The sequence below is a fragment of the Metasolibacillus sp. genome (assembly GCF_025291715.1).
Taxonomy (GTDB): Bacteria; Bacillota; Bacilli; order Bacillales_A; family Planococcaceae; genus Metasolibacillus; species Metasolibacillus louembei.
In genome coordinates, this window is sequence record NZ_JAMBIZ010000001.1 from 68204 (window position 1) to 81778 (window position 13575).

Annotated in this window: 17 protein-coding genes and 1 other annotated feature; of the genes, 10 read left to right on the forward strand and 7 right to left on the reverse strand. The window is 38.5% G+C overall.

Annotated features, from left to right (window positions below):
- The first annotated feature begins 13 nt into the window (after window positions 1–13).
- Entirely contained in the window at window positions 14–673 is a 660-nt protein-coding gene (phoU, locus tag M3Z76_RS00390; protein WP_293920342.1) for a phosphate signaling complex protein PhoU, read from the forward strand.
- A 150-nt stretch (window positions 674–823) separates the two neighbouring features.
- Here the strand turns inward: phoU and M3Z76_RS00395 are convergent, their stop codons facing one another.
- Complete coding sequence (locus M3Z76_RS00395) at window positions 824–2371, reverse strand: amidohydrolase (protein WP_293920182.1); 1548 nt, start codon at window positions 2369–2371, stop codon at window positions 824–826.
- A gap of 140 nt (window positions 2372–2511) precedes the next feature.
- Here M3Z76_RS00395 and M3Z76_RS00400 point away from each other — a divergent pair, with 140 nt between their 5' ends.
- The 4 genes from M3Z76_RS00400 (at window position 2512) to M3Z76_RS00415 (ending at window position 5764) form a co-directional block, all read left to right on the forward strand.
- A complete protein-coding gene (locus tag M3Z76_RS00400) occupies window positions 2512–3054 on the forward strand; it encodes a biotin transporter BioY (RefSeq protein ID WP_293920181.1) in 543 nt (180 codons plus the stop codon).
- Between the two features lie 38 nt (window positions 3055–3092).
- Window positions 3093–3296 (forward strand) — a binding site (T-box leader).
- Window positions 3297–3348: 52 nt separating this feature from the next.
- The gene (trpE, locus tag M3Z76_RS00405) at window positions 3349–4704 is read left to right on the forward strand and encodes an anthranilate synthase component I (RefSeq protein ID WP_293920180.1); all 1356 of its coding nucleotides are present in this window, start codon (window positions 3349–3351) and stop codon (window positions 4702–4704) included.
- Window positions 4701–5279 carry an anthranilate synthase component II gene (locus tag M3Z76_RS00410; protein ID WP_293920179.1) on the forward strand — a complete coding sequence of 193 codons (579 nt, stop codon included), beginning with the start codon at window positions 4701–4703 and terminating at the stop codon, window positions 5277–5279. Before trpE ends, M3Z76_RS00410 begins: the two co-directional genes overlap by 4 nt.
- A gap of 59 nt (window positions 5280–5338) precedes the next feature.
- On the forward strand, window positions 5339–5764 hold the full coding sequence (locus tag M3Z76_RS00415) for a universal stress protein (RefSeq protein ID WP_293920178.1): 426 nt from the start codon (window positions 5339–5341) through the stop codon (window positions 5762–5764).
- Window positions 5765–6069: 305 nt separating this feature from the next.
- Here M3Z76_RS00415 and M3Z76_RS00420 read toward each other — a convergent pair whose 3' ends face one another.
- The 4 genes from M3Z76_RS00420 to M3Z76_RS00435 form a co-directional block, all read right to left on the reverse strand.
- Window positions 6070–6933, reverse strand: a complete 864-nt coding sequence (locus M3Z76_RS00420) for a helix-turn-helix domain-containing protein (protein ID WP_293920176.1) — start codon at window positions 6931–6933, stop codon at window positions 6070–6072.
- Window positions 6934–7155: 222 nt separating this feature from the next.
- Entirely contained in the window at window positions 7156–7626 is a 471-nt protein-coding gene (locus M3Z76_RS00425) for a glutathione peroxidase (protein ID WP_293920174.1), read from the reverse strand.
- Window positions 7627–7642: 16 nt separating this feature from the next.
- Window positions 7643–8143 (reverse strand): hypothetical protein, encoded by a 501-nt coding sequence (locus M3Z76_RS00430; RefSeq protein ID WP_293920173.1) that lies wholly within the window; start codon window positions 8141–8143, stop codon window positions 7643–7645.
- Window positions 8140–8511, reverse strand: a complete 372-nt coding sequence (locus tag M3Z76_RS00435) for a hypothetical protein (RefSeq protein ID WP_293920170.1) — start codon at window positions 8509–8511, stop codon at window positions 8140–8142. Before M3Z76_RS00435 ends, M3Z76_RS00430 begins: the two co-directional genes overlap by 4 nt.
- A 161-nt stretch (window positions 8512–8672) precedes the next feature.
- On the opposite strand from M3Z76_RS00435, the gene rpmG reads away from it, so the two are divergent.
- The 4 genes from rpmG (at window position 8673) to M3Z76_RS00455 (ending at window position 11816) form a co-directional block, all read left to right on the forward strand.
- Complete coding sequence (gene rpmG / locus M3Z76_RS00440; RefSeq protein WP_008408521.1) at window positions 8673–8822, forward strand: 50S ribosomal protein L33; 150 nt, start codon at window positions 8673–8675, stop codon at window positions 8820–8822.
- Window positions 8823–8882: 60 nt separating this feature from the next.
- Complete coding sequence (locus tag M3Z76_RS00445) at window positions 8883–9470, forward strand: 5-formyltetrahydrofolate cyclo-ligase (protein ID WP_363319820.1); 588 nt, start codon at window positions 8883–8885, stop codon at window positions 9468–9470.
- A complete protein-coding gene (locus M3Z76_RS00450) occupies window positions 9470–9676 on the forward strand; it encodes a YqgQ family protein (RefSeq protein ID WP_293920111.1) in 207 nt (68 codons plus the stop codon). Before M3Z76_RS00445 ends, M3Z76_RS00450 begins: the two co-directional genes overlap by 1 nt.
- Window positions 9677–9917: 241 nt before the next feature.
- Window positions 9918–11816, forward strand: coding sequence for an LTA synthase family protein (locus M3Z76_RS00455; protein WP_293920109.1), 1899 nt, complete (start codon window positions 9918–9920; stop codon window positions 11814–11816).
- 98 nt (window positions 11817–11914) lie between these two features.
- Here the strand turns inward: M3Z76_RS00455 and M3Z76_RS00460 are convergent, their stop codons facing one another.
- Window positions 11915–12091 carry a DUF2759 domain-containing protein gene (locus M3Z76_RS00460; RefSeq protein WP_293920107.1) on the reverse strand — a complete coding sequence of 59 codons (177 nt, stop codon included), beginning with the start codon at window positions 12089–12091 and terminating at the stop codon, window positions 11915–11917.
- Between the two features lie 156 nt (window positions 12092–12247).
- On the opposite strand from M3Z76_RS00460, the gene M3Z76_RS00465 reads away from it, so the two are divergent.
- Window positions 12248–12895, forward strand: coding sequence for an MBL fold metallo-hydrolase (locus M3Z76_RS00465; RefSeq protein WP_293920105.1), 648 nt, complete (start codon window positions 12248–12250; stop codon window positions 12893–12895).
- Between the two features lie 82 nt (window positions 12896–12977).
- Here the strand turns inward: M3Z76_RS00465 and M3Z76_RS00470 are convergent, their stop codons facing one another.
- Window positions 12978–13220, reverse strand: a complete 243-nt coding sequence (locus M3Z76_RS00470) for a DUF2626 family protein (protein WP_293920104.1) — start codon at window positions 13218–13220, stop codon at window positions 12978–12980.
- Window positions 13221–13575: the final 355 nt, after the last annotated feature.

Below are 13575 nucleotides of genomic sequence, written 5' to 3' on the forward strand. Positions count from 1 at the left end.
AATTGATAATATGATGGCAGTACGTGAACGTTTTGAGCACGATATGAAAACAGTACAAGAGGATTTATTAGATTTATGTAATAAAAGCATTAATGCATTAGAAGTGTCGTTTAAAGCATTTTTGAACAAAGATATCGACACAGCATTATCGGTAATTGATAATGACATTCATGCGAACCGTTTAGAGGAACTGATTAATGATCGTGTCATTTTATTAATTGCCAAGCAGCAGCCTGTCGCAACAGATTTGCGTCGCTTAATGACGATTGTTAAAGCAGCTAGCGATATGGAGCGTGTTGGCGATTATGCTGTCAACATTGCGAAAGAAACGATTCGCATTGGCAAAGACGACTTTATTACAACTGTAGATATTTTACAGGAGATGTGTGGAAAAACAGTATCCATGCTGCGCCAAATTGCGGATGCCTTTATCCATGAAAATACGGCACAGGCAAAGGAAATCGCTGAGCTAGATGACCAAATTGATAGCTTATATGGTCAAGCAATTACACATTTTATGCAGCTTTCAAGCAAGCAGCCTGAAAACATCTCGCAAATTATGTATTTATCCTTCATTAGCCGCTATTTAGAGCGCTCAGCAGACCACGCAACAAACATTGCAGAGCACCTATTCTATTTAGTGAAAGGTCAGCATTACGAGTTGAATAATTAGAGACAAGCGAGCGGATTTACGCTCGCTTTTTGTGTGTCAAAAGTCCTGATTCGCCCACAAGACAGACAAATTCGCCCGTGAGATGCTGGAAATCGCCCGCAAGACAGCTAAATTCGCTCGTAAGACACTAAATTTCGCTCACAACATTGCTCAGCCGTAAACGATTTGCCCATGAACGACTGTTTTCACTACTTGTAAATGGGGGATTTGCTCCACATCAACTATGAAAATATCATCGTTTAATATAGTGAAATCTGCCTCAAAACCAGCCGCAATTTGTCCGCGAATATGTGCTTTGTCAATTACTTTAGCTGGCTCGGTTGTGTAAAGTGACACCGCAGCATAGCGTGAAATACACTCAGCTGCATTGAAAACCGCGGTATGTCCAATTTGCTGACGAGTAATTGCCGCATAGATGCCATGTAACGGATTCGGGTGCTCAATCGGTGCATCTGAACCGCCTGCACAAATGATGCCCCGTGTAAGCAATGATTGAATAGGGTGTGCATACTGTAAGCGTTCCTCGCCTAATCTAGCCTGTAAAATACTCATATCAGATTGAATAAACTGCGGCTGGACATCAACAATAATAGGAAGTGCTGCTAATTTTGCTAGCAAATCCTCATTGACTAAGCTGCAATGAATGATACGATCTTTTTGTCCAGCTAACGGTGGATATTGTTCAATTAAATCAACAATTGCTGCAATTGCTGCATCGCCAATAACATGCACCGCAATTGTCGCACTAGCTGCTCGAGCTTTTTGGACAAGCTTTGTCAATTCCTCCTGTGAATGAATAAATAGTCCACGATTATGAGGGTCATCCATATAAGGAGCAAATAGGGCAGCTGTGCGACCACCAAAGGCACCATCAATGAAAATTTTCATTGCTCCAAGCTCCAGCCAAGTGGATGCTGTGAAATCCATTGCACGTAAAGCATCCCATGCCTCATGATGCTGTAATAAATGCGCTTTGAAATTTTTATTTTTTACAATATATTGATAGCTTTGTAATGGAACAGAGGGGTGCCCGTAGTAGCTTAAATCCTCCGAATGTCCACCGACAATGCCCAATGAATGCAAGGAGGCAATGGACTTTTGCAGCGCATCATCGACATAACTTTGTGTCGTTGTCGGCATTTGGTTCACGACTAAATAAAGAGCACTATCCTTTAAAATCCCTGTTAATTTACCATCTCTTTGTTCAATAACACCGCCTGCTGGATGCGGTGTTGCCTCATCGATTTTCGCATAAGCAAGTGCGAGGTGATTGACCATAATCAAATGATGACAGCTACGTTTAATCACAACATGACAGCCTAATGTATCAAGCTCCTCAATCGTTGGGAATACGAGTTGCTCATTTGTACCCTCGTTATAGCCAATCGCTACAAGCCAATCATCCTGCTGCAATGTAGCAGAGCGCTCCTGCAATGATACCATTAATTCCTCTTTAGAGGCTATTTGACTTGCATCTAAATTCTTCAGCTTTTCTCCATAGCCAATAATATGTAAATGACTATCAACAAAGCCTGGATATAAAACATGTCCTTGCAAGTCAATCAAGCGCTCGGCTCGCGCCCGTAAATCAGCAAAATTGCCAACAGCTACAATGATGCCGTCCTGCTCTAAAACTGCTTCAACAGTATGTCCTTCTTGCTGCATCGTGTAAATTGTGCCACCATACCATAAGTTCATTCATAAAACCTCCTTTTGAGTGCCAGGCACACAAACAATTCTGACAGTTAAAAAAATAATAACAAAAACCATTGAATATGTATAATATTTTATGTTAACTTATATTTATATTTGGTTAACTATAGTTTGGAGGAAGTAAAATGAATGTTAAAAATTATGTGTTAGCTGCACTTGGTGCGGCGATTATTGCGGTGTTAGCGCAGGTTTCCATTCCAGTGCCACCCGTACCGTTTACAGGGCAAACATTAGCAATTGGGCTAGTAGCGACGATTTTAGGCTCACGACTTGGGACGTTGTCGGTTGGAGTTTATTTATTGATTGGCGCAGTGGGAGTGCCTGTTTTTGCAAACTTTTCAGGTGGATTTGCCAAATTAGTAGGACCGACAGGAGGCTATTTGATTGGCTTTTTACCAGCTGCATATTTAACAGGTCTGTATTTAGAGAAAACATCATATACATATGTACAGGCTGCCGTTGCCAATATAATCGGCATGTTCGTTGCGCTGATTTTCGGAACGATTTGGCTAAAAATTTCAGGTGACTTATCATGGACAGCGGCGATGGCTGGTGGTATGACACCGTTTATTCCACTTGGTTTAGTAAAGGCAGCACTGGCAACATGGCTCGGTATTTATGTACGTAACCGTTTAATGCAAGCAAAATTATTATTAGCAACAAATTAATGTTTGAATTATATGAAAAATCAAGTTACAATTACAGCATAAAAGCGATCATGAAAAAATAGTAACGTATGTCTGATTTTCTAAGAGAGTTAGCGGGTGGTGCGAGCTAGCAGTCAGCATAGGTGAATGGATTTTCTAGCTGCAAGGAGGAAATGCCTTGCCGTAATTGCTAACGTTACAAGCAGTCGAGTGGGCTAAGCAATTAGCCAATGAAGGTGGTACCACGGCTCTCCGTCCTTTACAGTGCGGAGGGCCTTTTTGTGTACAAATGAGCAGAGAAGAGGAGAGCAGAGTATGAAATTTGTAACGAAAACATTGCAAGGGGATACGTATACCCCAATTGGCATTTATACAAGTCTTCAAGGGCGTAATAAAATGCTATTTGAATCAAATGCCAAATATGCCGAAAGTGGCCGTTATTCATTTATTGCCGTAGACCCAATCGGTGAATTAACAGGAGATGGGCAAGCGTCAATCTTTAATGGAGAAGTGAAAAATATAGCGGTAGCAGAGCGTTTAAAAGAGGTGCTGCCAATTCATCAAGGAAGCTATCCCTTTGCCTTCTTCGGAGGTGCTATAGGCTATTTTAGCTATGAAACAGCCTTTCATTTTGAAACGATTGGGCAGCCTGTCAACGATGCTTATCAGCTACCAGACATCCATCTTTATTTATACGATACGTTTATTGTTATGGATCATATCGAGCAAATAGTGACATTAGTGGCAGTTGATTTATTTGGAGAGCGTACAGAGATACAAATGGAGCAAGCCATCGAAGGCTTTAAACAGCAAATCGAACAACAAGTAACACAAATGACCGATACGAATGTTGATATACAGTTTTCTGCAACGATAAGCGAGGAACAGTTCACAAAAATGGTCGAAACGGCACAGCAGCATATTCAACGTGGTGATATTTTCCAAGTAGTGCTGTCGCAAACCTTTGAAGCAAGCTTTGAGGGTGATGCCTTTACACTGTATCGTAAGCTACGAGCAACGAATCCGTCACCTTATATGTTTTACATGAATTTTGACAATGCGATTGTGCTCGGTACATCGCCAGAAAGCCTAGTTAAGGTGCAGCAGGGCGTTGTGACGACGAATCCAATCGCAGGCACGAAGCCGCGCGGCGCAACAATGGAGGAGGATGAGCAATTAGCCAAAAGTCTGCTGAACGATGAAAAGGAGCTTGCTGAGCATCGAATGCTTGTCGATTTAGGACGTAATGATATCGGGCGCGTCTGTGAGGTAGGCTCGGTTCAAGTCAAACGTTATATGCAAATCGAAAAATACAAATATGTCATGCATATTGTATCAGAGGTAACAGGGCAGCTAAAAGAGGACGCACATATTGTAGACGTGCTTGCTGCTTGCTTACCCGCTGGTACCGTATCAGGCGCACCGAAAATACGCGCAATGCAAATTATTCATACGCTGGAGCAAAAAAAGCGCGGCATTTATGCAGGGGCAGTCGGCTATATTTCCGCCTCAGGCAATATGGATTTAACGCTTGCTATTCGCACGATGATTGTCAAGGAAGGCAAAGCTTATGTGCAAGCAGGGGCTGGAATTGTTTATGACTCTATTCCACGCATGGAATATGAGGAAACGCTAAATAAAGCGCGTGCATTGCTGGAGGTGCGAAAATGATTTTACTAATTGATAACTACGATTCGTTCACATATAACTTATATCATCAAATTGCAGCATTTGAGCAAGATGTACAGGTTGTGCGCAATGACCAAATCACAGTGGATGAAATACGTGCATTACAGCCACAGGCACTTGTTATTTCGCCAGGACCAGGTATCCCGCGCGAGGCAGGCAATATCATTGACATTATTCAAGGTCTACATCGAGAACTTCCTATTTTAGGAATTTGTTTAGGGCATCAAGCAATAGGTGAAGCATTTGGTGCAAAGGTGGTGCGAGCAGCGCATATTATTCACGGGAAAACGAGCCAGCTAACACATCAGCAGCAAGGATTGCTACAAAATGTAGCATATGCTGAGGAAGTAATGCGTTACCATTCACTTGTCATCAAACATGACACGCTACCAGATGAATTTATTGTCACTGCGAATGCAGCAGATGATGGCGAAATTATGGCAATTCAGCATACACAATATCCGCTTTATGGGCTGCAATTTCATCCAGAATCTATTGGTACAAAGGCAGGTAGTGTAATAATCGAAGCGTTTCTAAAAGCAGCAAATTGCTTATAAAAAACTGATATTCTCTTGCACTATTTTGTTATAATGAAAAGAAAAAGGGGAAATATAAAATGAAAACCTATTATAAACAAATTGCTGTTGGAATTGATTTTTCAGAGCAATCATTACAGGCATTCCAGCGCGCCATCAAAGTAGCGAAGCAAAATGAGGCTGCTTTACATATTGTGAGCGTAGTGGACACGCATTCCTTTGGCTCTGTGCAAGCATATGATATGACATATGCAGAGCAAGTTAAGGGAGAGCGAGAAAAGCAAATCCAAGCCTTAAAAGAGGAGGCCATTGCCGCTGGTGTGGAAGCTGTTCATGTGGTTGTGGAGCTAGGCTCTCCAAAGGCTATTTTGTCAAATTTAAAGGAAATTGACTTAGTCATTATTAGCGCAACGGGTTTAAATCGCTTTGAAAAAATGATTATTGGCTCAAATGCAGAACGTATCGTGCGCAACGCGAAATGTGATGTATTGGTGGTAAGAGGATAGTATAATAAAAAATCCGTATGGCGATATCGTCATACGGATTTTTTATTAAGGTTCACTAGGGATATTAATTGGCGGTATTTTTTCAGAAGAGTAAGTTTGTACCCATTGGTTACCTACTACATTAGTTGTATTAGCTGCTGCTTCATGAGTAGAAGTAAAGCTAATTACCACAGAGAGTGTAAGACATAAGGCTAATAATAAATTTGCTAGTCTCCTTTTCACAAACATCATCCTTTATTAGTAAATTTAGTAGTATTATTCAATAATTTAACATGATTACTGATATTTATCAATTAAGTTATTTTCTAATTAAGATAGTTCTCTTTTAAATTTTCAATTATTTTCAAGTAATCAAATTTATTCTCTAAAGTAAAGATTGTTTGGGCATGGTCTAAATAGATAGCGGCATTGGTTGTATCCTCTATAGAAATAAGGCAATGACCAGTTTGGAAGAGTAGGTTTCCTAGCAAATGCAATGTCTCATTTTCAATGCATAATTGAATACCTTGTTTAGATAAATAAAGCGCTTCATTAAACTTTTTTGCATGTTGATATGTTCTTGAAGCACCGAAATAAGTACGAATTTTTATAATGTATGATATAGCTGTATCTTCTTTAAGCAATGGCAGACATTTCTCGTAATATTCTAACGATTGATCATAAAGTTTTGCTTCAAAATAAACAACCGCAATACTATTCATAATAGCAGCTGTTTGTTCTACATTGCGCTCATTATCAATTTGCAGAGCATGTTCCAATGTTTGAATTGCTGTATCAAGCTCCTTATGCAAAAACCATAGACAAATTCCTTTATGCCATAATAAAAATTGTCTGTATTCAGGTGCTAATAAAGCCTCTTGAAGCAACTCGTTTTGCACGATAAAATAAGCAGATTGATAGTCATGCTGGTGAACGAGTTTGCGAATAATCTGTTGCGCATCTGTTGCTTTAATGGAAGTACTTGTGCTGTTCGAAATATCAAAGAAATAATTCATATCAACACCAAGCCTTTGAGCAATTGCAAACAATGTAAGGCTTGAAGGAATCATTTCACCTTTTTCAAAATTACTGACCATTGCTTGTGTACAAATACCTTCAGCTAAATCTTTTTGTGTAAGCCCTCTCTTTTTTCGTAATTCTTTAATTTTTTGTGAAATTCTCTGTTTCATAGTTAATTTACTCCTATCTTGTATTTTGCATAGAATTATTATACCTTATTATAATATAATTAAATAATTAATATGCATGAACATTAATTATTGGGTTTTTTAAATACAATTTATAATAAATTTTGAAATTTCCCCCACTGTTAAAAAGGTTTTAATGTATATACTTTACCTACAAACAAAACACCGTATCATCAAAAATGTTTTCAATGATACGGTGTTTCTCTATAAATAGCTTACGATTTCCTCTTCCAACTTCATCGGCTTGTCCGTTGGGGCAAAGCGCTTAATAATTTGACCATTGCGGTCGACTAAAAATTTGGTGAAGTTCCATTTAACGCTTTTACCGAGTAAACCTTTCGTTTCATCTGTCAGAAGCTTAAATAAAGGGTGTGCAGCATCGCCATTGACAGCAACGATTTCATGCATTGGGAATGTGACACCATACGTAAGGCGGCAAGCTTCTGACGCTTCCTGTGCCGTTGTTAGCTCCTGCTTAAATTGATTGGAAGGGAAGCCTAAAATGACTAGTCCTTGCTCGGCATATTTGTCATAAAGTGCTTGAAGCTCATCAAATTGCCCTGTTAAACCACATTTTGAGGCAGTATTAACAATTAGTAATACTTTTCCTTCATAGCGGGCTAATGAATACGTTTCACCTTGATCTGTTGTTACATCAATATCGTAAATTGTCATTGGGAAAGCCTCCTTGTTACTCTACTTTTTTACCTGTTAAAGTGCGTGCCATTTGTTCCAATGTCATTGCGGAATGAAGCTCGAATTGTCCCTTTTGAATGGAACGGGAGTATTCAGGCTTGGATAAAAATAGCTCTAACTCACGCCCGTTTGCTAAAATACCTAAATCCTCTACCTGCTTCCCGATATCGTAGATGGAAACACCTTCATATATATATACGATTCCACTCACGACATCCTCATCTATTTCAGAGGTTGCTTCTTCGACTTTCACAGGCTCCTCTGTCACATTTTCTTGTTTTGCTTGCTCTGTCTTGGCAATGGCTTGCTGAAGCTCTGCTACTTGAGCATTGGCTACATTTAATTGCTGTTCTAGCTCTTGAATAAGTGCATCTTGTCTTTTTGTGTCGACAACTGCCTCATTACTTAGTAGAGGTATTCCCCATTGTTTTCCAATGGTCAACAGTGCACCTACTAGAAAGAGGGCGATGCCGAACGTTCTTAAAAAGGATTTCATACTGCGCCTCCTGTTGTAAGGATTTGACGCACCTGCTCCTCAGACAATGTTGAGAGTCTGCTAATTTCTTCGATAGCGAGTCCTTGCTTATTCAGCTCTAACACCTGACTCACTAAAATGCCATTCACAGGCTGTGAAGCTCGTGGTTGCGCTGACAGAGGTTTCTTTTTTGCAACTTGGAAATTTGGCTCCAGCATTAATTCTTCCTCTACAATTTTCAAGCGACGCTTTAATTGATTTGTTTCTTGGAAAATCGTCAGCGATAAATCCTCTACTTCCTTTTCGACTTTTTTATGTGAATCGCGTAAAAATAAAGAAAGGATAATGAAAAATATACCGACAATCATTAAAATAATTGATAATTCCATGTTGAACGCTCCAATCGAATTGATGCAATTGTCTTTTATTTTACCATATCGCAACTTAATATGAAATGATACTAGCTTTTTTTTCGGTTTATGTTATAATGGGAAAGTCGTATAAATCATGCTCAAAATTTTTATTCTTAATTAGAGTGGGAGGGTTAATAATGCGCGTAAACATTACTTTAGCTTGCACAGATTGCGGCGAACGTAACTACATTTCTAAAAAGAACAAGCGTAACAATCCAGAGCGTCTTGAACTTAAAAAATATTGCTCTCGCGAGAAGAAATACACTCTTCACCGTGAAACAAAGTAATTGCTCAATTAGCCAAAGCCCCAAGCGGTTTTGGCTTTTTACTTTAAAAAGGTGGGAACAATGATGGATAAAAAAACGATGCGTCAACAAGTGCGCAGTCAATTAGAGGCTATTTCATATGCAGATTATCGAGCACGTTCGCTTGAAATTGCCCAAAAATTAATGCAGCAACCTTCTATTAAAGAAGGGAAAACGATTGCTATTACAATTTCTTCAAAGCCTGAGGTTGACACAATTGCCATTATTGAAGCGTTGTGGCAGCAAGGCAAAATCGTTGCGGTACCGAAATGTCACCCAAAAACGCGGGAAATGACATTTTACGCAATTGAAGGATTTTATCAATTAGAGACCGTTTATATGGATTTACGAGAGCCCGTTCCTGAGATGACCGAGCTTGTTGAACGAGAAGCGATTGATACGATGATTGTGCCAGGAATCGTTTTTGATCAAAAAGGCTTCCGCATTGGCTATGGTGGTGGCTATTATGATCGCTACTTGACTGGTTATCAAGGGACTTTGCTGGCGCTTGCTTTTAGTGAGCAACTAGCAGAGCAGGTACCAATTGAGTCACATGATGTACCTGTGCATAGGATACTTACAGAAAAAGGCTGCATTGATTGTGTGGCAAACCGAGGGGGACGAGTGTAATGAAATCGATGCTTGATATTTATGAGCTATTAAAGCAATATGGCACATATATTTATACGACAGACCGCATTGGCGATTTGATGTTGATGGAGGACGAGCTGCGTGAGCTATATAAAGCAAATGTACTGGCACCTCGTGACTTCCAAACTGCGTTGCTATTAATTCGTCAAGAGGCAAATCGTTTGCAAAAGGAAGAAAAAGGATGAAACCTTTTTTTGGATGCAGCGTACTAATAGATAACAATAAAAAATTATCAATATGACTGCAATATTCTGCCTATTTGCGAATACGTGATTTTTTATTGCTAAATTTTATAAAAAGCCTTAAGATAGATTTTGTTTCAATTTAGTAGAAATAGGGAAATGGATATTAGTTATGCAGTGGTGTGGCTGCAACATAAAAATTCTTAAGGTAAAAGGTTTTGAAAAAAAGAAAGGATGTTGAGGAATGAGTTCTATTAATAAATGGCCTAAACATTCAATTTTAGCTTTTGCAATACTTGCAACATGGATTAAAACAGTTATCGTATATCAAACAAGCTTTGAGATGAAAATTGAAAATGGAATGCAATATTTTATTTTATTTATTAATCCGTTAAGCTTTTTATTAATTGCTTATGGATTATCACTATTTTTCAAAAAATCGAAGGCTCGCAACCGTTATATTTTCACAGTGAGCTTAATGTTATCGATTGTTTTGTATGGAAACGTTGCGTTCTATCGTTTCTACAATGACTTTATTACGTTGCCAGTATTGTTCCAGACGAGCAACTTTGGTGATTTAGGAACATCTGCATTAGCTATTATTAATGTTTGGGATATTTTCTATTTTGTTGATGTTATTTTTATAGTAATTCTGATGAAGTTTGCACCTAAAGTGAATGAGCAATTAACAATTCGTAAAGATGTGCGTCATGCTTACTTTGTATTGGCAGCAGCGATGCTATTATTAAATTTAGGGCTTGCAGAAACAGAGCGACCACAGCTTTTAACACGTAGCTTTGACCGTGAGCTACTCGTAAAAAATATCGGTACGTATAACTATCATTTATATGATATTTATATTCAATCAAAATCTTCCGCACAACGCGCATTAGCGGATGGCAGTGAGCTTGTTGAAGTAAACAACTATGTGCGTGCAAATCAGGCAGAGCCAAACGTTGAAATGTTTGGTAAATATGCAGGGCGTAACTTAATTGTGATTTCGCTTGAATCATTGCAAAACTTTGTCATTAATAATGATATGAATGGTCAAGAAGTAACACCATTTTTGAATTCATTAACGAAAGACAAGGACACATATTACTTTAATAATTTCTATCATCAAACAGGGTTAGGGAAAACGTCTGACTCAGAGTTTATTATAGAGAATTCGCTATTTGGCTTAGGGCGAGGCGCCGTATTCTTTACACATGGAGGTAACACATATAACTCAATGGCAGAGAGCTTAGGGGAAAATGGTTACTTTACAAATGTGATGCACCCAAATAATAAGTCGTTTTGGAACCGTGATATGATCTATCAATCATTAAATATTCAAAAGTTTTATGATGTGGATTCATACGAGGTTGGCGAAGGAGAGGCTGTTAACTGGGGTATGAAGGATGTTCCATTCTTCCAACAGTCAGCACAGCTGATGACAGAAATGCCACAGCCGTTCTATTCACGCATGATTACATTAACGAACCACTATCCGTTCTATCTTGATCCAGAGGATATTATGATTGATGAGTATACATCAAATTCAGGTACGTTAAATCGTTACTTCCAAACAGTGCGTTATATGGATGAAGCAATTAAAGTGTTCTTTGAGGATTTAAAGGAAAAAGGGCTATATGATAACTCAATCATCGTGATGTATGGCGACCACTATGGTATTTCAGAAAACCATAATAAAGCGATGGCGATGTATTTAGATAAAGAGGAAATTACGCCTTATGACAATGCATTATTGCAATCAGTTCCATTATTTATCCATATTCCAGGCTCAAATGATGGGCAAGTTGTAGAGGAAGTTGCAGGACAAATTGATTTGCGCCCTACAATTTTACATTTATTGGGTGTTGATACATCGAAAGATATGCAGCTTGGTGCGGATTTATTCTCAGAAGACCATGAAGATTTTGTGATTTTCCGTGACGGTCGCTTTATTACAGATAAAGTCGTTTATGCAAGCGATGCATGCTATGATAAAGCTACTGGTGAGCAAATTGACATTGCTGCCTGTGAGCCATTAATTGAAAGTGCAGCAACGGAATTAGGTTATTCTGATGCGATTATTAACGGAGATTTATTGCGCTTCTATGATCCGAAAACAGGTAATTTAATAAAAGATACACAGAAGTAAAAGTGAAAAAAGGGCTGTTTGGATAAATTTCCAAACAGCCCTTTGTTTTTAGGTGAAATAAAAGGACAGGCTACATGAGCCCGTCCTTTTATTTGCTATTAATGTTTTGGTGGGTATCCAGCGTTAAGAACAGTCATCACAACAAACCATCCGAAGATTGCTGCTGCACCTAGGTTGAAAACAACACCTAGCAGATTTTTTTCTTTAATTGCTTGGAATGTACCAACAACGGCAAAAATAGCCACTAAACCGAAAATAACCATTAATAAGTTCATTAAAAAGACACTCCTTTCGACATCAGAAAATGAATGTCGCAAACAATATTCCTCTTCTATTGTAAAACTTATTATGCCTTTTGTCGAGCGGAAAAAGTGACGTTTGTTTGAACTTCATATACAATTTAAAAGATAAAGTTGATGGAGGTTTTATAGATGAAACTAAGTGTGCGTACATATCCGCTCGGACCAATTCAAACGAATTGTTATATCGTGAGCAATCGAAGCAAGCAATGTTTAATTTTTGACCCAGGTGAAGAGGGCGAACGTTTAATTCATGAAATCAAGGCAAATCAATTAAAGCCATTAGCCATTTTTTTAACACATACGCACTTTGATCATATTGGCGCAGTCAATGCGGTGCGTGATGCCTTTAATATCCCTGTCTATGTGCATGAAAAGGAGGTAGCATGGCTAGCAGATCCGATGAAAAATGGCTCTGGCAAATATGCAGAGCTGCCTAATTACATTGTAGAGAAGCCGTTGGCAGAGCATATTATTCAAGAGGAGCAAATGTTTAATATCGAAGACTTCACATTTAAAGCGGTATTTACGCCAGGACATTCGCCAGGCAGTATTTCTTACCTTTTTGAAGAGGATGGCTTTGCGATTGTTGGTGATACGTTATTTGAGGGGAGTATCGGGCGTACCGATTTAATCGGTGGCTCCATGCCAGTGCTTTTGCAGTCGATTCACGATAAGCTGCTTACACTACCAGAGGAAACAATTATTTATCCAGGGCATGGAGATTACACGACACCAGCTGTAGAGATGGATGCTAACCCATTTTTAAATGGCTTTTAGCTCTGGATTATAATAAAAAAGCGTGGACAAATTTGTCCACGCTTGCATCTCAACTATTCATAGTGAGGTTTTAACAGAGCGATTAATGTCCTGCGCCAGGTACGTGCATAAACGTTGTGTAGTATGTGAACCCTGCGAAGAAAATCGTTAAATAAGCACCGAAAATGTACATATACATGCGCTCTGAAAGGTTTAAGAAGCCTAATAATAAGAATAATCCAGTATTACCTAAGAATAATAGCGAAACCTCATACATATCACCTAAATAGAATAAAACAGTGAAAATACCTGTCCAGAATGCCATAACTTTATACATATTGCTCATGTGTAATTCCCCTCCTTTATATACAGATACAATCTTCTCCATTACATTATAAATGATTTCAGTAAAGAAAGTAAACTGGAACTTCCACTTTCTTTGTGACAAAGAAGTGTACATTTTTCTTGCAAATAGAAAAAATTTTTCAAGAAATGCATATAGTTAATTTGTGTCAATATTTTCAAATTATACGTTTGAAAAATGACAATGTAAAGGGAAAACCTATTGAAATTTTAAAAATCGATTTTTAAAAATAGGGCAAAAATTTATTTTGCTTAAACGGCTTTTCAGCTCCCTTTTTCCTTTCTATAATGACGCTAAGATAGATTTAGTTAGTGAAAAATAGAAAGTGAGGTGTGTG

Excerpts from the sequence above, each read along its gene's own strand:
- M3Z76_RS00470 (WP_293920104.1), bottom strand. The coding sequence starts at position 13,220 with ATGAGCAATATGTATAAAGTTATGGCATTCTGGACAGGTATTTTCACT.
- phoU (WP_293920342.1), top strand. The coding sequence starts at position 14 with ATGGCAGTACGTGAACGTTTTGAGCACGATATGAAAACAGTACAAGAG.
- M3Z76_RS00450 (WP_293920111.1), top strand. The coding sequence starts at position 9,470 with ATGAAATCGATGCTTGATATTTATGAGCTATTAAAGCAATATGGCACA.
- M3Z76_RS00425 (WP_293920174.1), bottom strand. The coding sequence starts at position 7,626 with ATGACAATTTACGATATTGATGTAACAACAGATCAAGGTGAAACGTAT.
- M3Z76_RS00415 (WP_293920178.1), top strand. The coding sequence starts at position 5,339 with ATGAAAACCTATTATAAACAAATTGCTGTTGGAATTGATTTTTCAGAG.
- M3Z76_RS00445 (WP_363319820.1), top strand. The coding sequence starts at position 8,883 with ATGATGGATAAAAAAACGATGCGTCAACAAGTGCGCAGTCAATTAGAG.
- M3Z76_RS00430 (WP_293920173.1), bottom strand. The coding sequence starts at position 8,143 with ATGAAATCCTTTTTAAGAACGTTCGGCATCGCCCTCTTTCTAGTAGGT.
- M3Z76_RS00455 (WP_293920109.1), top strand. The coding sequence starts at position 9,918 with ATGAGTTCTATTAATAAATGGCCTAAACATTCAATTTTAGCTTTTGCA.
- M3Z76_RS00435 (WP_293920170.1), bottom strand. The coding sequence starts at position 8,511 with ATGGAATTATCAATTATTTTAATGATTGTCGGTATATTTTTCATTATC.
- rpmG (WP_008408521.1), top strand. The coding sequence starts at position 8,673 with ATGCGCGTAAACATTACTTTAGCTTGCACAGATTGCGGCGAACGTAAC.
- M3Z76_RS00465 (WP_293920105.1), top strand. The coding sequence starts at position 12,248 with ATGAAACTAAGTGTGCGTACATATCCGCTCGGACCAATTCAAACGAAT.
- M3Z76_RS00400 (WP_293920181.1), top strand. The coding sequence starts at position 2,512 with ATGAATGTTAAAAATTATGTGTTAGCTGCACTTGGTGCGGCGATTATT.
- M3Z76_RS00410 (WP_293920179.1), top strand. The coding sequence starts at position 4,701 with ATGATTTTACTAATTGATAACTACGATTCGTTCACATATAACTTATAT.
- trpE (WP_293920180.1), top strand. The coding sequence starts at position 3,349 with ATGAAATTTGTAACGAAAACATTGCAAGGGGATACGTATACCCCAATT.
- M3Z76_RS00395 (WP_293920182.1), bottom strand. The coding sequence starts at position 2,371 with ATGAACTTATGGTATGGTGGCACAATTTACACGATGCAGCAAGAAGGA.
- M3Z76_RS00420 (WP_293920176.1), bottom strand. The coding sequence starts at position 6,933 with ATGAAACAGAGAATTTCACAAAAAATTAAAGAATTACGAAAAAAGAGA.
- M3Z76_RS00460 (WP_293920107.1), bottom strand. The coding sequence starts at position 12,091 with ATGAACTTATTAATGGTTATTTTCGGTTTAGTGGCTATTTTTGCCGTT.